Genomic DNA, 23,317 nt, shown 5'->3' on the forward strand with positions numbered 1-23,317 from the left:
TGAGCTCAGTCTTGGCTTGCCTCCCTGGCGCCGGTCGTCGTCTCGTCGTTCTGCACCATCGCCAACGCCGTGCCGGGCTCGCCCGCCCATAGGATCAGGCTCGCCGCGCCGACCAGGCCCGCCCGATCGCCAAGTTCGGCCGGAACGATCGGCACGTCGCGATAGGCTTGCATGGCGCGCTGCTCGATGGTCGCCCTGATGGTCGGTGCCAAGAGGTCGAAGCCATTGGAAAGGCCGCCGCCCATGACGATCAGGTCGGGCGAGTAGAGATGCAGGAGGTTGGTGAAGCCGATGCCCAGCCACTGCGCCTCGGCCTCGATCAGTCCGCGAGCCGCCACATCACCCGCCCGCGCGGCCTCGACGACGTGTCGCGCCGAAACGTCGCCATTGGCGGAAAGCCGCCGGAGCAGCGAGCCGTCGCCCGGCACGGTCAGCCGTGTCGCCCGGCGTCCGAGCGCCGTACCGGAGGCGACCGCCTCGAAGCAGCCGACGGCGCCGCAGAAGCAGCGGTCGCCTTCGCCGGTGATGGTCATGTGGCCGATCTCGGCCGCCAGCCCGCGTCTGCCGTGATAGACGTGGCCGTCGGCGATGACGCCGCCGCCAATGCCGGTCGACACGGTCACGAATACCAGCGATCCGGTGCCGCGGCCCGCGCCGAAGCGCCATTCGCCAAGCGCCGCCGCATTGGCGTCGTTCTCCAGCCGCACCGGTAGGCCGAACTGCCGGCTGAGGATGTCGATCAGTGGCACATTGTGCCAGCCGGCCAGTGTCGGCGGCCCGATGACGATGCCCGCCTTGGGGTCGAGCGGACCGGGCGCACACATGCCGATACCGGTGACTTTCGCTTGTGGGTGCTCCTTGAGCAACGTGTCCGCTAGCGTGATGATTTGGGCGATCACCGCCTTCGATCCTGCGCCGGCAAGCGTCGGCGCCGAGACGCGGGCGACGACGTCGCCACCGCGCTCGACCAGCGCGCCGCGCAGCTCCGTGCCGCCGAGATCGAAGGCAAGCGCAAGCGTGCTCATCAGGCGGCTGCTTTCAGCCCGTGCAGCCAGGCGATGCGTTGCGCAAGGTCAGGGTCACCGAAGGCGAGCGAGCCCAGCACCACGGTATCGGCGCCGGCGGCGCGCAGCAGCGGCACCGTCTCATGGCGGATGCCGCCATCGGCGGCGAGCACGATGTCGGCCTCGCGGCCGGCTTTCCTGATCAGCGCGCGCGCCTCGATGAGACGGGGGCAGGCCTGCTCGGACAGGCTCTGGCCCTTGACGCCGATCGAGGTGCCGAGAAGCGTGACGAAGGTGACCTCGGGCAGGAAAGGCACGATTGCCGCGACCGGCGTCTCCAGCCTGAGCACGACGCCGGCCTCGGCGCCGAGCTCATGCGCCAGCTTGACGGCGCGCAAGCCCGCCTCGCCATTCTCGGCATGGATGGTGATGAGGTCGGCGCCGGCCTCGATGAACTGCCGCGTCTGCGCCTCGACGATTTCGGCCTCGACCATCAGATGCACATGGATCGGCTTCGCCGTCAGCTTGGCGATGCGCGCCACCAGATCCGGGAAGAACAGGAAGCCGGGGGTGAAGCGGGCGTCGGCGACGTCGATGTGATGTAGATCGGCATGGGCCTCGATGCGCTTCAGGTCGCGCTCCATATTGGCGAGGTCGGCCGACCACAGCGAGAATTCGCCGAGCAGCCGGTTGCGCGGCAGAGCGGCTATCGCGGCGGGGCCTGAGAGAGATTTGCTGATCATGACGGAACGAGGCTCCGGACGTTCGAGTGGGCGTGAAGGAAGGCCGAGATCTCGGCGTCTAATTCGGTGAAATGCCTGGCGCTGTCGAGCGCCTTGGGGGTGATCTCGGCGAAGATCCCATTGGGGATGACTGCGGCGAGCGTATAGGCGGCCGACAGCGGGTGGACCGCGTCGCTGGCGTTGCCAATGGCCAGCGTCGGGATGCGCAGGGCGGCGGCGTCGCGCTCGGAAACACCGGGCCCGTCGGCGGCGATGTTGGCGAGCACCTGCGCAAAGGTGTGGGCGTCCGATCGGTCGAAATAGCCGAACAGCGAGGACAGGTTCTCGGGCGCCTCGCGGCAAAGCCGCGTCGCCGTCTCGGATTGCGCGAAGATACTCCGCGCCCTGTCGGCGCCACGGTCGAGGATGAGTTCGGCGACCTCGGTTATAGGCTGCATGTTCACCGGTGCTGCCGTGAACGTCCACGCCGGCCGCACCAGCACCAGCGCGGCGACGCGGTCGGGATGGCGGCAGGCGAGGCGGAGCGCGATCGCGGCACCCATCGAGACGCCGCCGGCAACGAAGCGGTCGAGGCCGGCCTGGTCGGCGGCCGCGAGCACATCGTCGGCGAACATCTCGAACGAAAATGGCCGTCGTTCGCCAATGCCGGAGCCGCCATGGCCGCGGCATTCCAGCGTGATGCGACGAAAGCCGGTGGGGAAGGTCTGCGCAACCTGCGCCTCGCCGCCACCCAGCCCGTGCTGGAAGACAACCGCCAGCCCGTCGCCCGTATCGGAAACCCGAAGCGCGGCGCCATCGCGGAGCAGGATCGTCGGGCGCGCCATCACAGCAGCCCCTTGAGGAAACGGGCGACGCCGGGCGCTTCCCCGGCCGAAAGCCCATGCGTCACCAACGGCCCGTCGAAACCTGTTGCCTTCAGCCGGGCGATGAAGTCGGCGAAGTCGACGACGCCTTGCCCGGCGGTGGCGAAGCGGCCGTCGGCGAAACGGTCCTTGGCATGGGCCATGGCGACATGGCTCGCCGTGCGCTCGACTGCAGCCGCAACCATGGCGCGCGCCTGCGCGGCATCCGCCTGTTCGAACAGGTTTGCCGGATCGAGCACGATGCGCAGCCGCTTCGAACCCATCTCGGCGATGAGCCGCATCGCGTCACGGGCGGAGGTGACGATGTTGGCCTGTTCAGGCTCGATGCCAAGATCGACACCGTAACGCTCGGCGAGTTCGAGCGCCTTTTCCATCTCGACCGCCATGTCGGTCCATGCCGAGGGATCGGCATTGTCCGGATGGTGCGCCCATTGGTCGTCACGATTGCGCGTTCCGGTGCAGAGCGTGACGAGTGGCGTGTAAAGCCTTGCGGCGGCTTCGATCACCACCGCCAGCCGGCGCAAGCCATCGTCGCGTACCTGCTTGTCCGGATGCGCCATGTTGTAGGTGCCGGACAGCGCCACGAGACCGACGCCGGAGCTGTCGACTGCGGCATCGATTGCCCGGATCGCCGCTGCGGGAACATCATCCGGCATCGACGGCAGGCCGGCGCAGGCGAGATTGAATTGGGTGACCGCAAAACCTGCGTCACGGACAGACGCCAGCACGCCGGCAGGCTCGCTGCCCGGGAAGGTCTTGGCGAACACCCCGATCTGCATCAAACCGCTCCAGTCACGCTGGCGACCTCGACGCGTTCGCCGCTTTCGACCGAGCGCGCGATCGCCACCATGGCGCGGATTGATGCGAGCCCGTCGTCGACATTGGCGCCGCGCATCGGCTTGCCGTCGAGCACCGTCTCAGCGAGGCCTTCGAGCTGGCGGCGAAAGAAATGGCCGTCAGCGCCGAGCGGCTTTCGCGAGGTGGCGTCCTTCTCGTGGAAAATGTCGACTTCACTCGCCCGGAAGTACCAAGGATTGAAGGTCTTCGCGACCACCGAGCCGTTCTCGCCATAGAGCTGAAAACCCTCGTGCCAGTCCATGCGCACGGCGACGGTGAGGTCGAGATGGCCGAGCGCGCCATTGGCGAACTCCGTTTCGACGAACCAGCAATAAGCGCCGAATTTCTCGTTGAGGCGGGCGCGCACGGCGGTGATCTCGCCGCACAGGAAGCGCGCCGTATCGACGAGGTGCGAGCCATGCGCCAGCATGAAATACTGTCTGGGATCCGCCTTCGGGTTGCCGGCCGGCTTGCGCGCCAGCTTGCTGGTGACGGGCAGCGGCTGCACCGCGTCGGTGTTGGTATAGCGATGGGTTGAGTCACAGTACCAGGCCTTCAGCGCGAGGATCTCGCCCATCTCGTCGCGTACGAAATCGCGCGCTGCCTCGAGCGCCGGATCGAAGCGCTTCATATGCCCGACCTGCAGCACCTTGCCGGAACGCCTGACCGCATCGGCCAGCTTTTCACCTTCCTCGACCGAGACGCCGATCGGCTTTTCACACAGCACGTGCTTGCCGGCTTCCAGAGCCTTGATCGACATCGGCACGTGATAGGCGTCGGAGGTGGCGACGATCACCGCTTCCAGCGCAGGGTCGGCGAGCATCGCGTCATAGTTGCCATACATCTTCTGCGCCTCGTAGGTCGCGCCCATACGCGCGAGCAGATCGGGTGCTGCGTCGCAGATCGCGTAGAGATCGGCATTGCTCGCCTTCACGCAGGACGCCAGATGCGCGAACTGCGCGATCGGCCCGCAGCCGAGCACACCGACACGAAGGCGACGGTCTTTCTTGCGGATCATCGTGTCAGGCTCCGTAGCCGCGCATGGTCTGGCGGTTGGTCTTGACCGCGCCGGCCGGATCGGCGGCGGCGGTCTTGGACTCTTCCTCCAGCACCAGCCAGCCATTGAAGTTGGGTGCCGCACTGGCGATCTCGATCACCTTCGCCGTGTCGCAGACGCCCTTGCCGAGCATCGCCCAGGTGCCGCTCGCATCGACATCCTTAAGGTGCACGTAGCAGATGCGATTGCGATAGGTGGTGAGCGTGTCGGCCATGTCCCTGTGGCCGCGCAGGATGTGGCCGGTGTCCGGCACCCAGCCGACCAGCGAGGCATCGAGCAGCCCGAAGATGCGGTCGTAATCGGCGCGATCGTAGAGCAGCGTGTTGTGGTGCGAGCTCGGATGCACCGCGACCTGGACGCCGGCCTCGCGGCCGAGTTCACCAGCCTTGTTGTAGACCTCGGCCGCAATGGCGAACTTGTCGTCGCGCGGACCGTCCGACACGACGGTGGCCGAGCCCATGGACACCATCGCGCCCGGAAAGGCGGCGGCGAAATCGATCCAGCGCTTGGCGGTCTCGAGGTCGGCGCCGATCGTCTCCTTGAGTGTGAAGCCGCTGTCCGAACCGAAGGCGAAGGAGACCAGCGTCAGGCCGGATCTCTTCAGCGCCGCAGCGAACTCCGCCGGCTTGCCGGCATAGCGGCCGATCATCGTGTCGGTGATCTCGATACCGGCATAGCCGCCATCGGCGATCGCTTTGAGCAGGTCGTCGGGGCCGCCGGCAAAGCGGTCTCCGAGCATTTCCCAGGTGAAGGTCTGGCAGCCGATTTTGAGGTCTTTCACATTCATCCTTTCATTCCTTGATTCTACCTGCGTAGGCCTTCGATGATGTGGCGCTGTAAGAACAGCATCGGCACGATCAGCGGCGCTGTGACGACGCCCGAGGCCGCGGCAATATCGGCTGTCAGCAGAGAAGGTCCAATCCATCGATTTCGATGCGCGGCCTACTCCATCAGTTCTCCGTGGGAGGGACATGCTACTTGACCGAGCCCGCGGTCATGCCGGCGAGGAAGAATCTCTGGGCAACGAGGTAGATGAGCAAGAGCGGTAGCGAGCCGAGCACGCTCATCGCCATCATCTGGTTCCATTCGAAGGCGTGCTGCCCCATCAACAGCTGGATGCCGATCGGGACGGTGCGCATGGACGCTGACTTCGTCAGCGTCAGCGCAAACAGAAATTCGTTCCAGCACAACAGGAAGGTGTAGACCGACGTCGCCACGATACCAGGCAGTGAAATCGGGACGATCACCCGCCAGAGTGCCGTCCAGCTGCTGCCGCCGTCGACAGCCACCGCTTCATCGAGATCGCGGGGCAAGGTGTTCAGATATCCCGTCATCAGCAGGATCGCGTAGGGCAGCGTAAACACCAGGTAAGTCAGGATCAGCGCGACGTAGGTGTCGAAGATGCCATACGAGACGACAAGCCCGAAGAAGGGGATCAAAAGCGTGATCGGCGGGATCGTCTGCGTGCTGATGATGAGCGTGTTGAGGCTGCCCTTGCCGCGGAAATTGAAACGGCTGAACCCATAGGCCGCCAGCAAGGCGATCAGCACCGTCAACACTGTCACCGCTCCGGCCACGAAGTAGCTGTTGAAGAAGAAGCGCAGCTTTACCGGGTCGCCAAGGATGGCCGCATACGCTTCCAGCGTGAAAGCCTTCGGCAAGACGGTTGGTGGCAGGGCAAAGATTTCGGTATTCGACTTGAACGAGCTGCTCAGCATCCAGTAGATCGGGAAGGCCGCGAAAAAGAGCCCTGCGGCAAGCGCGACATGGAGCGCGACGGTGATCAGCCTGTCTTTCGGCGAGTGCCTTTTCCTCATGGTGGCTACCGAGCCTTTTGATAGCGGATGTAGAACAGCGTCAGGCCGAGAGAGATCAGCAGGATGACCACGGCGCTTGCAGACGCCTGCGACAGGTTGTAGCTCGAAAACGCCAGCTTGTACGTGTAGGTGCTGAGGACCTCGGTCGAGTAGATCGGACCGCCGCCCGTCGTTATCCAGATCAATGGAAAGACCTGCATCGTCCAGATGAAATCCAGCAGCGAGATGCTGATGATGATCGGCATCAGCTGCGGGATGGTGATGAAGATCAGCTTCTGGTAGGCCTTCGCCCCGTCGATATCGGCGGCCTCGTAGAAATCCTTGGGAATGCCCTGCAAACCCGCGAGCAGGCTGACCATGAAGAGCGGATAGCCCGCCCAGATATTGGCGAAGGTGACGGCGTGCAGCGCGGTCTCAGGCGAGGAAAACCACTCGACTTTGGAACCGATGATGCCCATCTGCATGAGAACGCTGTTAACGACACCATTCGGCTCGAGCAGCAGGCGCCAGATCACGGCGATAATCACCGCGGTGAACAGCCAGGGCAGAATGTAGAGCACGCGCAGGATATTGCGCAGCGTGGGATTGATGCGGTCGCTGTTCAGCATGAGCGCGAAGATCATGCCGATGGTCATGTGGAAAACCACACTCATGCATGTGAAGTAGAGCGTATGCCACAGCGAAGCCCAGAACACGGGATCGTTAAAGATCGCCTGGTAGTGTTTCAGTCCGGCAAAGGACGGGTCGCGACGCAGCACTGCGCTGTTCTGGAACGAATAGCCAATCACCGTCACCATCGGCAGCAGCATCAGCAGGCCGATTATGAGGAGCGAGGGCGACAGGTAGAGATAGGGTGCGACCGCTCGTTTCAGTCTATGGCGAGAGCGCTTCTGCCGGGTCATATGACAACCTTGGGATACGCCTTCAAGAGAAGGGGCTTCGGAAACAGGTCCGTCTCACATTGCCGATCCGTTGTTGCCGGGAGGCCTGCCCGAAGTCAGGCCCCCGGTCGAGGATCGAAAACGAGGAAACAGGCCGATCAGAATTTCGCCATCCAGCCCTTTTGAGCGTTGGCCGCGGCTTGTTCCGGAGACTGCTCGCCGGTGAGCATCTTCTGGGCCTCCACGTCGAACTGGGTCATCAGGTCTTCCGCCACCGGCAGGCCTGTGAACTCATTGGCAAGATAACCGGTCTTGAAGATTTCGAAAGCCTTGCCGAAAGCCTTGTCGGAGGTCACGAAATCGGGCTTGGCGTTGACGTTGCCGGGGAAGGCGTTTGCCAGCGACACGAGCTTGGCGTTCACCTTTTCACCCATCAGATATTGGACGAGCTTCCAGGCTTCCTCCTGATGTTTCGAGGCGGCAGAGATGCCTATGCCCCAGGAGGCGTAGGGAAGGCCGCGCTTGCCGTTGTAGTTCTCCACGACCGGGACCGGGATGAGATCGAAGTTCAGTTTGGGATTGCGTTTGCGAATGAGGTTCACGTGCGCAAGCGAGTCGATCATCATCCCGACCCGATCGTTGACGAATTCCTCGACCTTTTCCTGTTCGGTCTTGGTGGCGATGCCGGGCGAGATGACGCCGGCGTCGTTCAGCGATTTGACGAAGGTGAGCATATCCACCACCGGCTTGCCCTCGAGAGCCGGCTTGCCGTCCGCCATCATCGATTGACCCGATGCCCAGACCCACGACATCATGTCGTTCTGGACACCGGACGGCGTTTGCAGCGACAGGGGTAGCACCCAGCCATACTGGTTATTGTCGGCATGGGTCATCTTCTTGGCGGCTTCGAGAAACTCCGCGCGGGTCGACGGCAGCTTGGTCACGCCTGCCTGGGCGGCGAGGTCCAAATTCACGAAAACCGGATAGACGAACGAAGCCACGGGAAACATCACCGCCTTACCGTCCACCTTGATGATATCCGCGACCTGGGTCTTGTCGAACCCGCTCGCATCCATCATCGGGTTCATGTCGGCCAGCGCATTCTGCGCGTTCAGATTGTTCACCCAGGCGCCGTCGAGACCCACGACGTCGCTAAGCGTTCCAGTTGCAGCACCAACCGAGATCTGGTCTCGCGTGGTCGCATAGGGGCCGCTGACCAGCGTCACCTTGATTCCGGGGTTTGCAGCCTCGAAGTCATTCATGATTGCCCTGAGCGAGCCGGCCGGCAATTCGGGCTCCCACCACTGGGTGAATTCTAGCGTCGTATCCGCCATGGCGCTGGTTGCGCCAAGCAACCATGCGGCCGCGGCTACCTTCAGCATCGCGGGTTGTATCCGAAACATCATTTTCTCCTCCTTCTTCAAGATCGACCCCACAATGCGGACGATCATCTGGTTTATTCAGAAACCTTCTTGCGAGTATCTTTCGCAGGCGCCTCGCTCCCGCCTGCGGTCTGCCGCAGATCCTCAGATCACCAGATGGGTCTCGGGATCGAAGAAATGGGACTTGGAATCATCCAGGGCCAACCGGATCTCCGAGCCGGAGTGGACGGCGCTGGCCGGCTCGAATCTCGCCACCGCGTTCGATGCCAGGCCAAAATCGTCCACCGCGTCCGGATCGCCGGAGTCGACCCGGACCGCGTCGATGTTCAGGTGGACGATATGTTCAGAGCCGAGCTCTTCGATCGAAGTCACCTTTGCGGGTATAGTCTGATACTTGCGGCCGGATTCGAGGCTGCTGTCATAAAGATCCTCCGGTCGTATCCCGAACACGATCTTGCGCCCCGCATAGGACCGCAAGCCCGGCCTGCGTACGAAGGCTGCATCCTGCAGCCGGATGGCGAAGTCGCGAAAAACGAGCTCGCTGCCCTTCAGGGTCGCTTCGAAAAGGTTCATCGAAGGAGAGCCGATGAAGCCGGCAACGAAGGCGTTCACCGGCGATTCATAGAGTCTCTTGGGTGTGTCGACCTGCTGCAGCACGCCACCTTTCAACACCGCGACCCTGTCGCCCATCGTCATCGCTTCGATTTGGTCGTGGGTCACGTATATGGTCGTGACGCCGAGTTGCTTTTGCAGGCTGGTGATTTCGGCACGCATTTGCACGCGCAGTTTTGCATCCAGATTGGAAAGCGGTTCGTCCATGAGAAAGGCGGCCGGCTCGCGCACCATGGCGCGGCCCATGGCAACCCGTTGACGCTGTCCGCCTGACAGGTTCGCGGGTTTGCTGTCCAGCAAAGACGTCAACTGAAGGGTTTTGGCGATCTCGTCGACGCGCTTCTTGCGCTCGGCCTTCGGCTTGCCTGCCAGCCGCATCGAAAAGGCGATGTTTTCGAACACCGTCATGTGCGGGTAGAGCGCGTAGCTCTGGAAGACCATCGCGATGTCGCGGTCCTTGGGCGGCATGTCGACGACATCGAATCCGCCGATCCGAAGGCTGCCGCTGGTGATGTCCTCCAATCCCGCGATCATTCGCAACGCGGTGGATTTGCCGCAGCCGGACGGCCCGACGAGAATCAAGAACTCGCCGTCCTCGACCGATAGGTTCAATTGGTCGATTGCGCGAAAATTGTTCCCGTAGGTTTTGCAGATCTTCTCAAGAATGACTTCTGCCATCTTCCTCCCTCCACAAGCATAAGCCAGTGATTCTTATAATTTCCTCGGCCTATGTTCATCGGCGAAATGTTTCCTCGGATAGTTTCAGGCTACGTTCCAGTATCGACATACGCATTTTTTAGTTCGACTGCTGACGGCGCGTTCGTCGATGCCAGGAGTTCCGTGACCTGGTCGTCGGTCGGAAGCGCCTCGCGCCCGCCACGTCCCGTTATCGAGAGGGCCGCCGCCGCGGCCGCGAATGCCACCCGGCCTGCGGTGTCGGCTCCGCGCATCAACGCATGGGCGTAGGCGCCATGAAAGCAGTCACCCGCGCCGGTCGAGTCGACGACCACAACCCGGTGCGGGGGCAGATGCCAGAGACCTGTCTCTTGACGCCCGCGATAGTACACGCCCCTGTCGCCATCGGTCAGAACCACGGCGGACCGCGACGGCGACCACAATGCATCGAGCATCTCGGCGGGCGATCGGCGCCCTGTGGCAGTCCGCCCAAAGCCGAGGGGAAGAATGAGATGGTCGCAGAGCGCGATCAGCCGCTCCGTGGCTGGGCCGCAGCTCCATTCGATATCGCCGAGGATCGCAAGGCCGAGATCGCGAGCCCGAGCCACGACATCCAGCGACCGGATCGCGTAGCTATCGACGATCAGGACAGTCGCGCGGCTGAGGACCTCGTCCGGGAAGTCCGACGCGGTGCCCAGCATCGCGTCGTCGTCATACGCGATGAACCGTTCCCCGTCCGAGCCGACGGTAATGCGCGAGCGCACCGGGCGCGCGTCCGGGTGGCGCGGCGCGAATTCGGTTTCAACACCGCTCGCAACGAGATCGCGCAGCACGGCGTCGTCAGCGGCGCTGCCCAGCCATCCGACGAACCCGGCGCTTCCGCCGAGCCTTGCAACGGCGGCTAGCGCCGTCGCGACATTTCCCCCGAAAGACCGGGTACTATGCAGAACCTTCCCCTTGCCGGCCGACAACGGCTGATCGACATAGACGATGTCGTCGATCGCAATAGCGCCGAAGCCGAGGATTGAAGGGACGGTGGGCATCGTTCAGGCACCCGCCTTCGCCAGGGCGTCTTGCGCCGAAAGGCCGTCATGGATGACGCCCCGAAAGGCAAGCGCAGCCTTCTCCGGATCGCCATGTCCCCAGAGATTGCGGCCTACCACGGCACCGCGTGCGCCGGCACGGATGGCGTCCGCCGTCTGCTTAAGCGCGCCGAGCAGCGTATCGGTTTTCGGACCACCCGCGATCACAACCGGCACCGGGCAGGTCCGGACGGTCTCTCGGAACGACTCGAAATCGCCCGTGTAGCCGATCTTGATCACGTCGACGCCGGACTCGTAGCCGATGCGCGCCGCGTAGGCGATCTCGTCGGGGGTGAAGACTATCGTTGCCCCGTCGGTGAAATCGCGAGGGTAGATATGCGCGACCACAGGCATGCCGTAGCGGGCCGCTGCATTCACCGAATCGGTCAGCCAGCGTATGTATTTGCCCTCGGTCGCGCCGCGCACCGGAATGGCCACGGCCAAGGCATCGGCCCCCGCGCGCACCGCATCCTCGGGTGTTGCTATCAACTCGCTGATGCGATCGTCCGGAGTGAAGCAGCCCGCCTGAATCACCAGGGAAGCCTTGCCCGCATATTGCGGCCACAGATGGCGCGCGGTGCCAGGCTGGATGCTGACGTAGTCGGGTTTGCCCGCCATGACGCGGGCAAGCGCACCCGGCAGGTCGGCAAGTCCGCCTTTGCGCACGTCGCCGTAGCCGACGAAGTGGTCGACCGCGCCGCCAAAAAGGTTCCCCGATGGATGCGAGAAGAGGCGCGCAAGACGCACCTTGGTTCCTAGGCTCATGTGTTCAAAATTCCCCAATCGTTTGTTTTCAAAATCCTGCTGCGCCAGCATTTTCATATGCTCTATAAAAATTTTACGCGCGTCAAGAATTAAAATGTTGTATAGCGGCTTTCGACTGTGATCCATTGCTGGCGCAAGGGTGCAGCCAGGCCATGACCGGTGGGGGAGGTAGATCTGAAATGCACGGGACATCAAAGACAAAGCTCGGCATCGGCATCATCGGATGCGGCAACATCTCGATGACCTATCTGCGCAATGCGGGCCTGTTCGGCGGGGTCGAGTTGCGCGCCTGTGCCGACATTTCAGCCGACATGGCGGCGCTCCGTGCCAAGGAATATGGCATCCGCGCGCTCGGGGTCGACGCGCTGCTGGCCGATCCGGACATCGACCTTGTCCTCAATTTGACGATACCGGCGGCGCATTTGGACATTTCGCTTTCGGCGCTTTCAGCGGGCAAGCACGTCTTCACCGAAAAGCCGCTGGCGACGTCCGTTGCCGATGGCCGCCGGCTGGTGGCGGAGGCGGCAAAGCGCGGGCTGCTGCTCGGGTCGGCCCCCGACACCTTCCTCGGCGCCGCCGGACGGCGGGCGCGCCGGCTCATAGATGAGGGCGCGATCGGCCGCGCCGTGACGGGCACCGCTTTCATGATGGGGCGCGGCATGGAGCACTGGCATCCCAACCCGCAATTCTACTACCAGCCTGGCGGTGGCCCGGTCTTCGACATGGGTCCTTACTATCTGACCATGCTGGTCAACCTGCTGGGCCCGGTCGCCCGCGTCATGGCGATGGCGACGCGCGGCCAGGAGGAGCGTCTGATCACCGCCGACGGGCCTTACAAGAACACCACCTTCAAGGTCGGCACACCGACCAACATCGTGTCGCTGCTCGAATTCCGCTCCGGCGCCACGGTCACCTTCGGCGCCTCCTGGGACGTCTTCAAACACTCCAACCATCCGATCGAACTGCACGGCACCGAGGGCTCGCTGGGGCTGCCCGATCCCGACACCTTCGGCGGCACCGTTTCGCTCTCGGCGCGCGGCGCCGACTGGAAAGATCACGAGAGTGAGAGCCAAGTCTACGGCGCGCGCAACTGGCCCTATGCGGCGCCCGACCGTGCCAACTACCGCATGCTCGGCGTCGCCGATCTGGCGCGAGCGTTGGTCGAGGGACGCAAGCCCCGCGCGTCCGGTGAATTGGCGCTGCATGTACTTGAGATCATGGAAGCCATCCTGGCCTCGGGCGAAAGCCGCGGCTCGGTTGCCGTCAACGGCACGGTCGACCAGCCGCCGCTGCTCGGCGAGGACGAAGCGGCGAGCCTGCTGGCCTGACGGGAGGTCCGCCGATGACGACAACGCCACTGATGGCAACACCGTTCCCGTCCGCGCTCGACCGGCAGGCGCGACATGTTCTCGATCTCGGCCGCCGGGCTAACACGCCGCTATCGCGGGCAGGGCGCGCCTGATGCGGATGCTCCGGCGCTGCTCTATCTGCATGGCGGGGGCTGGGTAATCGGCAATCTCGAATCGCATGACGAGATCTGCCGCTGGTTCGCCAATGTCGCGGCTTGCGTCGTCGTGTCGCCCGATTACCGCCTGGCGCCGGAGCACAAGTTTCCGGCCGCGGTGGAAGACTGCCGCGCCGTGCTGTCCCTCATGCAGGATCATGCCGCCGATGTCGGCATCAACCCGAAACGCATCGCCGTCGCAGGCGACAGCGCCGGCGGCAATCTGGCCACTGTGCTCAGCCTCATTGCGCGTGGGGACAAACATCCGCTGACGGCGCAACTGCTGCTCTACCCCAACACCGATGCCGCGCAGACGGCGGACAGCTATCGTCGCTTTGCCGAAGGTTTTGGCCTGACCGCCACGACCATGGCCTGGTTCCGCGACCACTATGTCCGCGACGCCGCCGATGTCGGCGATTGGCGCGTCTCGCCGCTCAAAGCCGAAAGCCTTGTGGGAGTGGCGCCCGCCTTCATCGCCATCGCCGGTCATGACATCCTCGCCGACGAAGGCGAAGCCTATGCCGGGCGCCTACAGGACGCCGGTGTGCCGGTCGTGCTCAGGCGCTGGCCGGGCCAGATCCACGGCTTCGTCTCGATGGGCCGTCACGGGCCGGCATCACGGCAGGCGGTCGAGGCGGCGGTTGCCGCATGGCAAGGCTTCGATCGCGCTTTCACGAAAGATCAAGCCGACTGACGCATCACTAGCCTCGCGTCGAGTTTGACCTTGGGCGCGACCGCCGTCTCGGCTTCATTGAGCAGGGCAAGCAGCGTCTCGACGCTGCGGCCGGCCATCGACGCGAAGTCCTGTGCCATGGTGGTGAGGCCGGGGCATGCGTAGCGGCTAAGCGGATGGTCGTCATGCGCGGCGACGCGCAGGTCGCAGTCGGGCTTGCGGCCGACCTTGAGTCCCCGGGCGAAGGCTGCCGCCATCAGGCCGAAGGCCAGACGGTCATTGTTGCACAGGATGGTCTTGCCCGGCAGGTCGCCATTGCTAAGCATTCTTTCGGTCTGCTCGTAGCCGATGCGCTCGAAATCCCAAGTGTAGTCCTTGGTGTTGCCGATCACGATGGGCTCATGCCCGAGCCGCTTCATCGAGGCGACATAGCTGCTCAGCCGTTCGGGCGAATTGTGGTTGACGTGCGGGATGTCGAAATAAACCGGCGCGTCGCCCGAGCGGCAGAGATAGTCGACGATGGTCGCGACGCTCTGCGTGTTGTTGTTGCCGACGAAGGGCGTGTTGCCCTCGAGGTAAGTGTCGAAATAGACGATCGGGATCGCCTGCGTCAGCTTTTCGAGCGTCCGATGGTCGGAGCGCCGCCCGAGCGGCGCGACGAGCGCGCCCGAGACCTTGAGCGACAGGATGGTCCGCGTCGCCTCGACTTCGAGTTCGGTCGAGCCGTGCGAGGAGATCACGATCGGCCAGTAGCCTTCGTCGCGCAGCCGAAGCTCGATGCGGCTGACCATCTCCGAATAGAACGGATCGGTCACAGTCGGCACGACAATGCCAATGCTGCGCGTGCGCTTGCGGTTGAGGTTCCGCGCAAACAGATTAGGCTGGTAATCGGACGAGCGCAGCGCTTCCTCGATGCGCTTGCGCGTCGCCGGCTTGACGCTGGTCGGATCGTCGAAATACTTGGAGAGCGTGGGCCGGGACACGCCGCACGAACGGGCGAAATCCTCCATCGTCTTGTGCGTCATCGCCATTTAAACCTCGCAGCATGGATTTCGGCCTGGTCCATGCGTTGTCCCCGATGATTCCCTACGGTGAGCCGGCGCGCGACTGCAAGTTGAAATTTTACAGGACGCTTTGTAAATTATCAACGCGTGGACAAAAATTATTGCATGCGTAAATTTATAAATAGACGTGAAAAATACCGAGCCGTATTTACATCGGGGACGTTGCACGCGCGAGCGGCGCGGTGGATTGGAGTTTAGGCCGGAAACGAGGCCTCGGGCTTTGAGCGCCCTCGACCGTCGCTCAGATCAAGCCGTATCGAGGTGCGACAGTCATGTGCGACGATTGTTTTCTATCTTGGCACGATCTGATCTGCGCCAGTGAACGAACTTACTCGCCCCGGAGGAGTCTGGCGTCACTCTCGACAGCGAACCGCGCGTGCGCATGATCGAAGATGTGAGCGGGAGCCGTATCGTCGAGAATCTCGCGGCGAGCGACGCGGACTTAAGCTTGACTGGGCCGGGAGATGCCGCGGTCATTCGGCTGCCTTCTTCTGAAGCTGCTCGAACACAAACAGCTTGCCTTTGCGCACGCTGTTTTCGAGTGGGCTCGCGTTCGCCACATGCGCCGCAATCGCGCTGGCCAGCATGCAGCCCGTCCCGCGCATCGATACGGCAAGTCGCGGTGTGTCAAAGCGGATTGGTTCTTGATCAAAGTGCAACAGAATATCGGTCGATCGGAGTCCCGCCGCGTGGCCGCCCTTGATCAGCAGGGCCTGCGCGCCGGCGGCCAGCAATTTCCGCCCCTGTCTCACCGCATCGCTCTCGTTCGCCGCCGGTTCAGCGCCAACAAGGAGCGCCAGCTCGAAAAGATTGGGTGTGACCAGACGGCAAAACGGCATCAGATCACGTTTCATGGCGGCGATGGCGTCCGTTTCGAGTAGCGCTCGACCTGAAGTGGAGACCAGAACCGGGTCGAGCACTGCCGGCACCTGCGGATTTTCGCGCAGCACGGCGGCAACCCCAGCCACGATCTCAGCGGTTGCGAGCATGCCGATCTTGATGGCCGTCACATTGTTGGCCTGCAGCGCAGCGCGCATCTGATCGGCCACGAAATCGGGCTGAGAAGGATGGACTGCCATGACGGTTTCGTGCGTTTGCACCGTCAGCGCGGTGACAGCCAGGCAGGTGCGCACACCAAGGGAGGAGATCGTCTCGATATCGCGTCCTATTCCGGCGCCCCCGCTGGAGTCCGAACCACTAACGACGAGCACATGCGGTTCTCGCCTCAGCGCCATTTCTCTGTCCTTTCGATCCATTCTCGCGTGCGCGTTTCGGGATCGGCGTTGAGCGTGATGTCGGTCACCACGGCCGCGCTGTCCGCACCAGCCTCAAAGACACTGTCGAGCCGGTCGGGGTTGAGGCCGCCGATGGCGACCAATGGGATCGGCGCTACCCGATGCTTCCATTTGCTGATCCGCTCGAGCCCTTGCGGCGCCCATTTCATCTTCTTGAGGCTAGTGGGATAAATAGGCCCCAGGGCCACATAGTCCGGCTCGGCCGCTAGCGCCGTTTCCAGTTCGGTATGATCGTGGGTCGAAAGCCCGAGCTTCAATCCGGCGTACTTAATCGCCAGCAGGTCAGCCGCAGCCAAATCCTCTTGGCCGAGATGTACGAAGTCGCAGCCTTCCTCAATGGCGAGTCGCCAATAGTCGTTGACAATCAGTTGGCAACCATGGACCGCGCAGACGTCGTTCGCGCGGCGGATTTCCGAGCGCAGCGTGACCTCGTCCCTATCCTTGATGCGCAGCTGCACCAGCCTGACGCCGAGTGGCACTAGCCGTTCGATCCAGGCAGCGCTGTGGACGATCAGGTAGAAGGGATCGAGCTTCATGAAAAAACTGCTCTGCCGATCGTCGGTGTCGATGGCACGGCGACGTCGCGCGGTTCGAGCATTCCCGAACTGAAAGCCTCACGGCCGGCGTCGACCGCCTTGCCGAACGCACGCGCCATGCCGACCGGATCGGCCGCCCTGGCGACCGCTGTGTTCAGGAGGACGGCGTCAAAGCCGAGTTCCATGACGGTGGCCGCGTGCGAAGGTCGTCCCAGCCCCGCATCCACAATCAGTAGGACGCCAGGGAAATGTCCGCGCATCGAGCGCAGCGCTGTGATGTTGACCGGCCCCAGCGCCGAACCGATCGGCGCGCACCATGGCATCAAGACCTTGCAGCCCGCCTCCAGCAGCCGCTCGGCGACGACAAGGTCATCGGTGGTATAAGGGAATACATCAAAACCGTCCTCGCACAGGATGCGCGCGGCTTTGACCAGGCCGAACACGTCCGGCTGCAGCGTGTCGTGATTGCCGATCACTTCGAGCTTGATCCAGCTGGTGCCGAAGACCTCGCGCGCCATTTTCGCGGTCGTGACCGCTTCCTTGACGGAGTGACAGCCAGCAGTGTTGGGCAGGATTCTGACGCCGAGCGAGCGGATCAGTGACCAGAATTTTTCGCCAGCCCTGCCGCCTGCCATCTCGCGGCGCAGCGAGACGGTCACCACCGAGGTTCCCGACGCCTTGACGGCCTCGGCAAGGATGGCCGGCGAAGGATATTGAGCGGTACCGAGAAGCAGGCGCGACGGAAGCTCGGTTCCATAAAGCTCTAACATGGTCTAACCGCCTTGCATGGGCGAGAGGATTTCGATCCGGTCGCCGTCGCTCAACTGGAATTCCGCCCGCTTGGCTTTGTGCACGAGGTCGCTGTTGACCGCCGTCGCCAGCCAATCGCCCTCATAGTCGAGCGCGGCAAGCAGTTCGGCCAGCGTGGCGGCGGCAACCTCATGCGCTTCGCCGTTGACCATCAGTTTCATGAGCAAGTTCCTTGGTTGCGTCTTGATTGAAAACGAGGTCGGCAGCCTGGCGCGCCATGGCAGGCGCGAGAACAAAACCATGGCGATAGAGTCCATTGATCGCGACGGCAGTTCCAAGTGCCTCCACGCGCGGCAGATTGTCGGGAAAGGCTGGACGGATGCCGACACCTGTTTCAACGATCCCGGCCTCACCAAAAGCCGGGTGGAGGGCATAGGCGGCACCGAGCAGTTCCATCATCGAACGCGCCGTCACCGGTCCGGCGGACTGGCTTTCAACCATAGTCGCGCCGATCATGAACTGCGTGTCGGCACGCGGCACCGCATAAAGCGGAAAGCGCGGATGCAGCAGCCTGACCGGGCGCGACAGCGAGATATCACGCGTGCGCAGGATCAGCATTTCGCCGCGAACGCCGCGCAGCCTGTCATCGGCTGCTGCGATTCCAGTGCAGTCGATCTGACGATCGAAATCGGAAACAGGCTGGGCGTCGGCGCCGAAGCGAAATTCGACGCCCATGGCCGCGAGCTTGTCATGAAGTGCTACCATCGCCTGGCGCGGGTCGAGATGAGCCTCATCGGGGAAGAGCAATCCGCGCCAGAAGCGGCCGGCGAGGTCGGGTTCCAGGAGCGAAATTTCATCTTCGGCGACCCGCCGATATCCCGACGTGCGGCTGGCGAACCGGTCGAGCTCGCCAGTATCACGCAGCGCGGCCACGACCAACGTTCCGGCACGTATCACCTGACCCGGTAGCACCGCATCCCACCAGTCGGCGGCGTCGCGTCCGAGATCCAGCACCGGCTGCTCGGCGCTTTCACGCTCGCACCATGGCGCGAGCATACCACCGGCGAACCACGACGCATTGCCCTCGATGGCAGGCCTTGTCTCGGCAACGGTGGTCACCGCGCCGCGTGCGGCGAGCTCGAAGGCGGCGGTGAGGCCGGCAACACCGGCCCCTTTGACCAGCACCCTCATGATGGCGCACGCGCCTGTGGCATGGCCGGTGCGCCGGTCTCGTCCGCCGGTATGTAGAGATTGCCGCCCTCGCGGTATTTCGCCGCCATCGCCGCCATGCCCTCCTTCTGCGCCTCGGCGCGGATGTCGTGGGAGATACGCATGGAGCAGAATTTCGGCCCGCACATCGAGCAGAAATGCGCCAGCTTGTGCGCCTCCTTGGGCAAGGTCTGATCGTGGAAGGACCGCGCGGTTTCGGGATCGAGCGACAGGTTGAACTGGTCCTCCCAGCGGAACTCGAAGCGCGCGCGGGAAAGGGAATCGTCCCTGAGTTTCGCCGCCGGATGACCCTTCGCCAGATCAGCGGCGTGTGCGGCTATCTTGTAGGTGATGACGCCCGTCTTGACGTCGTTGCGATCCGGAAGGCCGAGATGTTCCTTGGGCGTGACGTAGCAGAGCATGGCGGTGCCGAACCAACCGATCATCGCCGCGCCGATGCCGGAGGTGATGTGGTCGTAGCCCGGCGCGATGTCGGTCGTCAGCGGCCCAAGCGTATAGAACGGCGCCTCGCCGCAGACGGCGAGCTGCTTGTCCATGTTCTCCTTGATCTTGTGCATGGGAACATGGCCCGGCCCCTCGATCATGACCTGGCAATCCTTGGCCCAGGCGATCTTTGTCAACTCGCCGAGCGTTTCCAGTTCGGCGAATTGTGCTGCGTCATTGGCGTCGGCGATCGAGCCGGGACGAAGGCCGTCGCCCAGCGAAAAGGACACGTCATAGCCGCGGCAAATGTCGCAGATCTCGGCGAAATGTTCGTAGAGGAAGCTTTCCCGGTGATGGTGCAGGCACCATTTGGCCATGATCGAGCCACCGCGCGAGACGATGCCAGTGACCCGGTCAACAGTCAGCGGGATGTAGTGCAGCCGCACGCCCGCATGGATGGTGAAATAGTCGACGCCCTGTTCGGCCTGCTCGATCAGCGTGTCGCGGTAGACCTCCCAGGTCAGATCCTCGGCAATGCCGCCAACCTTCTCGAGCGCCTGGTAGAGCGGCACCGTGCCGATCGGCACCGGCGAGTTGCGCACGATCCAGTCGCGGATGTTGTGGATGTTGCGGCCGGTCGACAGGTCCATCACCGTATCGGCGCCCCAGCGGATCGCCCACACCATCTTTTCGACCTCTTCGGCCATGGACGAGGTGACGGCGGAGTTACCGATATTGGCGTTGATCTTGACCAGGAAATTGCGACCGATGATCATCGGCTCGCTCTCGGGATGGTTGATGTTGGCGGGAATGATTGCGCGTCCGCGCGCCACCTCCTCTCGGACGAATTCCGGCGTCACGAAATCGGGCAGCGTCGCGCCGAAAGCCTCGCCGTCACGCTCAAGCTTGCCATGCAGGATCTCACGACCAAGGTTCTCGCGGATGGCGACGAACTCCATTTCGGGCGTGATGATGCCGGCGCGCGCATAGGCAAGCTGTGTCACCGCCTTGCCGGCCCTGGCCCTGAGTGGCCGGTTGCGAATGGGAAATTCTGGCGTCAGGCGTTCGCCCGTAGCGAACCCGTTGTCCTCCGGCCGGACATGGCGCCCGTCACAGGCCTCGACATCACCGCGCGCCAAAATCCATTCGTGGCGAAGTCGGGCTAGGCCTTTTTCGATGCTGGTTTCGACAGCCGGGTCGGTATAAGGGCCGGACGGATCGTAGACGGTGACGGGCGGCTCGCCGGCCGTCGGATGGACGGAGATTTCGCGCATCGGCACCCTGATCTGTGGGTTGATGGTGCCGCGCTTGTGGATTTTCCGTGAGGCAGGCAGCGGTCCCGTTGAGACGGCTGGGGTGAGGGCATTCATCTTGAGGCTCCTTTGCTCATGCATTGGAGACCCAGTTCTGTGCCGGAAGGATGAAAAGACGCTTTGGTTGACCTGCCGAAACAGGACCTGGGGCGTAAACTCCCGCAAAGCGCTTGCACCGTCCCTACGCCAGTATGAACTGGATCAGGTTCAACGGGTCACTGCGCCGCGAAAGCCAGCAGTATCTCAGCCCCTTGCCGGGACCCCCCTGGTGAATACCTCAGGTTGAACGGGCCGGCGTTGATTTGTCAAGCGCATTTGAGCCCAGGCCGTGATCGGCGGTCGGTCAGACCATGCGGAAAAAACTCGACAACCCAAGAGTTGGTGACGAAGGCCGGGATAAGGATCGCAACCGTTGGCCTGAAGATCCTTGTGAAGGTTACGCCTTCACTTGCCACCAAAGGTTTGCGCGTAGATGGCCTCGATTCTCCCTGCCTCCTCATTGGTCAGCGCGGCGAATTCCTTTTCGCGTGCGCGATTGGACAGACGGCCACCATTCTGGTGAAGGAAACGGAAGAGCAGGTCCGTCAGCCGCTCGGGCATGTCGATAGAGGCGTCCACCTGCCGCCGAAATTGGTCATAGCGCTGCAAAAAAGCGGTTTCCTCCGGAAGGTCCCGTTCGATCGTCCGCTGAACGCAGGCATAGAGGAATTCGGCGTGTGGGGTTGCATCGAAGAAACGGTAGAAATCACCGGTGTCATTCAGAACCCGGACGTTGAATTCGGGCGTCGGTTCCCATTCAACCAACGGCAGAAGGCGTTGCGAATAGCTCTCGAGCACGCCCCTGTACTCGTTGATCTTGTCCTGGATCGCCGCTGAGACGGGAAAGACCACTCCCGGTGGATTGAAACCGTGCATGGCAAGGACGTGGTGGATTAGGTAGCGGTGAATGCGGCCGTTTCCGTCCTCGAACGGGTGGATATAGACAAAGCCGAAGGCGAGAATTGCGGCGGCTATAACTGCATCAAGGTTTTGCGCCGAGCCTTGATCGAAGGCCACCATTCCATCAATTAGCTGCGGCAGGTCCTCGGGCCGAGCGCTGATATGATCGGGCAGGGGCATGCGGTTGTCTCGGTCATGCTCACCGACGAATCCTCCTTCTTTTCGGAAGCCCAGTCTGACGAAACGGGCGTCGCCGAGTACAATTCTTTGCAGACGCAGCAGCTCATCGCGATCTATGGGCCGGCGGCCGGCTTCGCCGATCGCGCGGCCCCAGCGTTGGATGCGATCTTGCGGCGGCCGCTCGCCCTCGATCGCGTAACTTGATCGCGAGTCTTTGAGCAAAAGAAAGGCGGCGGTCCGAGCAAGGACGTCGCGCGGCACGTCCGCTACGATTGCCTCCGCGCGCCTCGATAGTTCAAGGCCGATGAATTTTTCGAGAATCTTGGTGCGGAACACCAGAGGACAGAACTCACGCGTGCCGGGGAGATTGTCCCTTACACGGTAGCGCGAAGCGGTCTTCTCGCGTCCGGGCCACTGCAGCTCAGGATCGACAACCGGAACGTATCGTCCGGCATCCGCGTCCGGCAGATCGATGCGCGCGCCCCTCAGCCATTCATATAAAAACCAGATGCGGCGGGCATAACTGCCGGTCCGACTTTCACGGACCAGCGCCTCGATCGGCGCGGGACCGGTCACTAGGAACAGCTGCTTGAGGACGGCAAGGTCCAGTCCCTCGTACTTGAGCGCGAAGGTCAGGTGACCTTCGAGGGTAGGATTTGGGGCATGGCGGGGAGTCATGATCCGCCAGCCATCCCGTTCGGTAATGCGATGATGCTCGCCAGTAGCGAACAACGTGCGGGGCAAGGGCACGGGGAGCCTGTAGGCTCCTATCAGGGCGCTGTACCCGGCCGGGGTGGCCCTTTCAGGAAGGCGGATTTCCTGAAAAACAGTAACAGGACCTGAAAATTGGTGCTGTTGCGCCGCAGGCATGAAAAGCGAAGCCTTCTATCGAATTTTGGTCAGTTCCGCCAAAACTATGAAAAATGATCCTATTCCATGAAAATTGATGTCGCAAGGCAACTTTTTCCGAAAAACGATTCTAATACATTGCTGAAGTCGACAAAGTAACAATTCCGCCATCGGCTGATATTTGCACCAGTGGCAAAGCGGATGACGCGCACACCCGTGGCATTGATGGCTTCGGCGAAGAAATGATGGGTGGTGTCGGCTTCGAAGCCGAATGTCACTCCAGCCAGATGGAAGGCGCTTATCTGCCTGCGACCGTCCGCAAGCAGGCGGCAGATACGGACGCCGCCAAACTCGACCTGATAGAAGGCTCCGGCTTTTTCACCTTGGGCATAGATTTCCGAACCGGAGGGAAAGAAGCTGACCGGCTGGAGCGGTGTCGGATCGAATGCTGCAGGCAGGCTCGACTGCAAAGAGTGTGACGGCAGCGAAATTCTGGAGGTCGATTGGGCGTGCATGGCTGTTTTCCCGGTTGGTCCGTGACACGGCAATCGCGGGAATTCGCAGGCCGCGAAATTCGGTTATGTCCCTACGGGAAATTACCTAGCGCAGACGCGCTAGCGGTCTGGCCCAGTGCTGCACAGGATCGTCAGGCTGTTGGGAGCAATGCAGAACGGTTTTCGGGGTACCATGCACGATCCGGGAGAGAGACGGCGCCCCGCCTGCGGCAGAATAATTTAGCCTATTCGACTGCCACCCGCGCCGGGTGGATCTATCTTGACCAGACGTGCTCTGGCCTCGCCCACTCGCCGCACGCTGGAGAGACAGCTCCGCTCGTTTAACGCG

At 62.7% G+C, this 23,317-nt stretch carries 22 protein-coding genes, 1 pseudogene and 1 riboswitch; of the genes and pseudogenes, 2 read left to right on the forward strand and 21 right to left on the reverse strand.

The window, feature by feature from the left end; genetic code table 11:
• Positions 1–5 precede the first annotated feature (5 nt).
• The 12 genes from NMG46_RS15820 to NMG46_RS15875 form a co-directional block, all read right to left on the reverse strand.
• The gene (locus NMG46_RS15820) at positions 6–1,025 is read right to left on the reverse strand and encodes an ROK family protein (protein ID WP_254818562.1); all 1,020 of its coding nucleotides are present in this window, start codon (positions 1,023–1,025) and stop codon (positions 6–8) included.
• Positions 1,025–1,747 carry a ribulose-phosphate 3-epimerase gene (locus NMG46_RS15825; RefSeq protein ID WP_254818563.1) on the reverse strand — a complete coding sequence of 241 codons (723 nt, stop codon included), beginning with the start codon at positions 1,745–1,747 and terminating at the stop codon, positions 1,025–1,027. Before NMG46_RS15825 ends, NMG46_RS15820 begins: the two co-directional genes overlap by 1 nt.
• Entirely contained in the window at positions 1,744–2,571 is an 828-nt protein-coding gene (locus NMG46_RS15830; protein ID WP_254818564.1) for an alpha/beta fold hydrolase, read from the reverse strand. Before NMG46_RS15830 ends, NMG46_RS15825 begins: the two co-directional genes overlap by 4 nt.
• Positions 2,571–3,389, reverse strand: coding sequence for a sugar phosphate isomerase/epimerase (locus tag NMG46_RS15835; protein WP_254818565.1), 819 nt, complete (start codon positions 3,387–3,389; stop codon positions 2,571–2,573). The genes NMG46_RS15830 and NMG46_RS15835 overlap by 1 nt, the downstream gene beginning before the upstream one ends.
• A complete protein-coding gene (locus NMG46_RS15840; protein WP_254818566.1) occupies positions 3,389–4,465 on the reverse strand; it encodes a Gfo/Idh/MocA family protein in 1,077 nt (358 codons plus the stop codon). The genes NMG46_RS15835 and NMG46_RS15840 overlap by 1 nt, the downstream gene beginning before the upstream one ends.
• A gap of 4 nt (positions 4,466–4,469) precedes the next feature.
• The gene (locus tag NMG46_RS15845) at positions 4,470–5,291 is read right to left on the reverse strand and encodes a sugar phosphate isomerase/epimerase (RefSeq protein WP_254818567.1); all 822 of its coding nucleotides are present in this window, start codon (positions 5,289–5,291) and stop codon (positions 4,470–4,472) included.
• A gap of 187 nt (positions 5,292–5,478) precedes the next feature.
• A complete protein-coding gene (locus NMG46_RS15850) occupies positions 5,479–6,321 on the reverse strand; it encodes a carbohydrate ABC transporter permease (RefSeq protein WP_254818568.1) in 843 nt (280 codons plus the stop codon).
• 5 nt (positions 6,322–6,326) lie between these two features.
• The gene (locus NMG46_RS15855) at positions 6,327–7,223 is read right to left on the reverse strand and encodes a carbohydrate ABC transporter permease (protein ID WP_254818569.1); all 897 of its coding nucleotides are present in this window, start codon (positions 7,221–7,223) and stop codon (positions 6,327–6,329) included.
• A gap of 137 nt (positions 7,224–7,360) precedes the next feature.
• Positions 7,361–8,608: a sugar ABC transporter substrate-binding protein gene (locus tag NMG46_RS15860; RefSeq protein ID WP_254818570.1), complete on the reverse strand. Its 1,248-nt coding sequence runs from the start codon at positions 8,606–8,608 to the stop codon at positions 7,361–7,363.
• 120 nt (positions 8,609–8,728) lie between these two features.
• Positions 8,729–9,874: an ABC transporter ATP-binding protein gene (locus NMG46_RS15865; RefSeq protein WP_254818571.1), complete on the reverse strand. Its 1,146-nt coding sequence runs from the start codon at positions 9,872–9,874 to the stop codon at positions 8,729–8,731.
• A gap of 89 nt (positions 9,875–9,963) precedes the next feature.
• Positions 9,964–10,914: a PfkB family carbohydrate kinase gene (locus NMG46_RS15870; RefSeq protein ID WP_254818572.1), complete on the reverse strand. Its 951-nt coding sequence runs from the start codon at positions 10,912–10,914 to the stop codon at positions 9,964–9,966.
• 3 nt (positions 10,915–10,917) lie between these two features.
• Positions 10,918–11,718, reverse strand: a complete 801-nt coding sequence (locus tag NMG46_RS15875) for a class I fructose-bisphosphate aldolase (protein ID WP_254818671.1) — start codon at positions 11,716–11,718, stop codon at positions 10,918–10,920.
• Between the two features lie 179 nt (positions 11,719–11,897).
• On the opposite strand from NMG46_RS15875, the gene NMG46_RS15880 reads away from it, so the two are divergent.
• Entirely contained in the window at positions 11,898–13,046 is a 1,149-nt protein-coding gene (locus NMG46_RS15880; protein WP_254818573.1) for a Gfo/Idh/MocA family protein, read from the forward strand.
• A gap of 75 nt (positions 13,047–13,121) precedes the next feature.
• Positions 13,122–13,916, forward strand: coding sequence for an alpha/beta hydrolase (locus NMG46_RS15885; protein WP_254818574.1), 795 nt, complete (start codon positions 13,122–13,124; stop codon positions 13,914–13,916).
• Here the strand turns inward: NMG46_RS15885 and NMG46_RS15890 are convergent.
• The 9 genes and pseudogenes from NMG46_RS15890 to NMG46_RS15930 all read right to left on the reverse strand — a co-directional run.
• Complete coding sequence (locus NMG46_RS15890) at positions 13,904–14,926, reverse strand: LacI family DNA-binding transcriptional regulator (RefSeq protein ID WP_254818575.1); 1,023 nt, start codon at positions 14,924–14,926, stop codon at positions 13,904–13,906. The genes NMG46_RS15885 and NMG46_RS15890 overlap by 13 nt on opposite strands.
• A 506-nt stretch (positions 14,927–15,432) precedes the next feature.
• Positions 15,433–16,194 carry a bifunctional hydroxymethylpyrimidine kinase/phosphomethylpyrimidine kinase gene (thiD, locus tag NMG46_RS15895; RefSeq protein WP_254818576.1) on the reverse strand — a complete coding sequence of 254 codons (762 nt, stop codon included), beginning with the start codon at positions 16,192–16,194 and terminating at the stop codon, positions 15,433–15,435.
• A complete protein-coding gene (locus NMG46_RS15900) occupies positions 16,185–16,790 on the reverse strand; it encodes a thiamine phosphate synthase (RefSeq protein WP_254818577.1) in 606 nt (201 codons plus the stop codon). The genes thiD and NMG46_RS15900 overlap by 10 nt, the downstream gene beginning before the upstream one ends.
• Positions 16,787–17,560, reverse strand: a complete 774-nt coding sequence (locus NMG46_RS15905; protein ID WP_254818578.1) for a thiazole synthase — start codon at positions 17,558–17,560, stop codon at positions 16,787–16,789. The genes NMG46_RS15900 and NMG46_RS15905 overlap by 4 nt, the downstream gene beginning before the upstream one ends.
• Before the next feature lie 3 nt (positions 17,561–17,563).
• Entirely contained in the window at positions 17,564–17,761 is a 198-nt protein-coding gene (thiS, locus tag NMG46_RS15910) for a sulfur carrier protein ThiS (protein ID WP_254818579.1), read from the reverse strand.
• The gene (gene thiO, locus NMG46_RS15915; RefSeq protein WP_254818580.1) at positions 17,730–18,731 is read right to left on the reverse strand and encodes a glycine oxidase ThiO; all 1,002 of its coding nucleotides are present in this window, start codon (positions 18,729–18,731) and stop codon (positions 17,730–17,732) included. Before thiO ends, thiS begins: the two co-directional genes overlap by 32 nt.
• Complete coding sequence (thiC, locus tag NMG46_RS15920) at positions 18,728–20,563, reverse strand: phosphomethylpyrimidine synthase ThiC (protein ID WP_254818581.1); 1,836 nt, start codon at positions 20,561–20,563, stop codon at positions 18,728–18,730. Before thiC ends, thiO begins: the two co-directional genes overlap by 4 nt.
• A gap of 103 nt (positions 20,564–20,666) precedes the next feature.
• Positions 20,667–20,783, reverse strand: a riboswitch (TPP riboswitch).
• Positions 20,784–20,950: 167 nt separating this feature from the next.
• A complete protein-coding gene (locus NMG46_RS15925) occupies positions 20,951–22,495 on the reverse strand; it encodes a Fic family protein (RefSeq protein ID WP_254818582.1) in 1,545 nt (514 codons plus the stop codon).
• A gap of 161 nt (positions 22,496–22,656) precedes the next feature.
• Positions 22,657–22,989: pseudogene (locus NMG46_RS15930) on the reverse strand (cyclic nucleotide-binding domain-containing protein); the annotation flags it as partial.
• Between the last annotated feature and the right edge of the window lie 328 nt (positions 22,990–23,317).

This window comes from Mesorhizobium sp. LMG 17147, from assembly GCF_024297145.1.
Lineage (GTDB): Bacteria > Pseudomonadota > Alphaproteobacteria > Rhizobiales > Rhizobiaceae > Mesorhizobium.

Excerpts from the sequence above, each read along its gene's own strand:
- NMG46_RS15820 (WP_254818562.1), bottom strand. The coding sequence starts at position 1,025 with ATGAGCACGCTTGCGCTTGCCTTCGATCTCGGCGGCACGGAGCTGCGC.
- NMG46_RS15825 (WP_254818563.1), bottom strand. The coding sequence starts at position 1,747 with ATGATCAGCAAATCTCTCTCAGGCCCCGCCGCGATAGCCGCTCTGCCG.
- NMG46_RS15830 (WP_254818564.1), bottom strand. The coding sequence starts at position 2,571 with ATGGCGCGCCCGACGATCCTGCTCCGCGATGGCGCCGCGCTTCGGGTT.
- NMG46_RS15835 (WP_254818565.1), bottom strand. The coding sequence starts at position 3,389 with ATGCAGATCGGGGTGTTCGCCAAGACCTTCCCGGGCAGCGAGCCTGCC.
- NMG46_RS15840 (WP_254818566.1), bottom strand. The coding sequence starts at position 4,465 with ATGATCCGCAAGAAAGACCGTCGCCTTCGTGTCGGTGTGCTCGGCTGC.
- NMG46_RS15845 (WP_254818567.1), bottom strand. The coding sequence starts at position 5,291 with ATGAATGTGAAAGACCTCAAAATCGGCTGCCAGACCTTCACCTGGGAA.
- NMG46_RS15850 (WP_254818568.1), bottom strand. The coding sequence starts at position 6,321 with ATGAGGAAAAGGCACTCGCCGAAAGACAGGCTGATCACCGTCGCGCTC.
- NMG46_RS15855 (WP_254818569.1), bottom strand. The coding sequence starts at position 7,223 with ATGACCCGGCAGAAGCGCTCTCGCCATAGACTGAAACGAGCGGTCGCA.
- NMG46_RS15860 (WP_254818570.1), bottom strand. The coding sequence starts at position 8,608 with ATGATGTTTCGGATACAACCCGCGATGCTGAAGGTAGCCGCGGCCGCA.
- NMG46_RS15865 (WP_254818571.1), bottom strand. The coding sequence starts at position 9,874 with ATGGCAGAAGTCATTCTTGAGAAGATCTGCAAAACCTACGGGAACAAT.
- NMG46_RS15870 (WP_254818572.1), bottom strand. The coding sequence starts at position 10,914 with ATGCCCACCGTCCCTTCAATCCTCGGCTTCGGCGCTATTGCGATCGAC.
- NMG46_RS15875 (WP_254818671.1), bottom strand. The coding sequence starts at position 11,718 with ATGAGCCTAGGAACCAAGGTGCGTCTTGCGCGCCTCTTCTCGCATCCA.
- NMG46_RS15880 (WP_254818573.1), top strand. The coding sequence starts at position 11,898 with ATGCACGGGACATCAAAGACAAAGCTCGGCATCGGCATCATCGGATGC.
- NMG46_RS15885 (WP_254818574.1), top strand. The coding sequence starts at position 13,122 with ATGTTCTCGATCTCGGCCGCCGGGCTAACACGCCGCTATCGCGGGCAG.
- NMG46_RS15890 (WP_254818575.1), bottom strand. The coding sequence starts at position 14,926 with ATGGCGATGACGCACAAGACGATGGAGGATTTCGCCCGTTCGTGCGGC.
- thiD (WP_254818576.1), bottom strand. The coding sequence starts at position 16,194 with ATGGCGCTGAGGCGAGAACCGCATGTGCTCGTCGTTAGTGGTTCGGAC.
- NMG46_RS15900 (WP_254818577.1), bottom strand. The coding sequence starts at position 16,790 with ATGAAGCTCGATCCCTTCTACCTGATCGTCCACAGCGCTGCCTGGATC.
- NMG46_RS15905 (WP_254818578.1), bottom strand. The coding sequence starts at position 17,560 with ATGTTAGAGCTTTATGGAACCGAGCTTCCGTCGCGCCTGCTTCTCGGT.
- thiS (WP_254818579.1), bottom strand. The coding sequence starts at position 17,761 with ATGAAACTGATGGTCAACGGCGAAGCGCATGAGGTTGCCGCCGCCACG.
- thiO (WP_254818580.1), bottom strand. The coding sequence starts at position 18,731 with ATGAGGGTGCTGGTCAAAGGGGCCGGTGTTGCCGGCCTCACCGCCGCC.
- thiC (WP_254818581.1), bottom strand. The coding sequence starts at position 20,563 with ATGAATGCCCTCACCCCAGCCGTCTCAACGGGACCGCTGCCTGCCTCA.
- NMG46_RS15925 (WP_254818582.1), bottom strand. The coding sequence starts at position 22,495 with ATGCCTGCGGCGCAACAGCACCAATTTTCAGGTCCTGTTACTGTTTTT.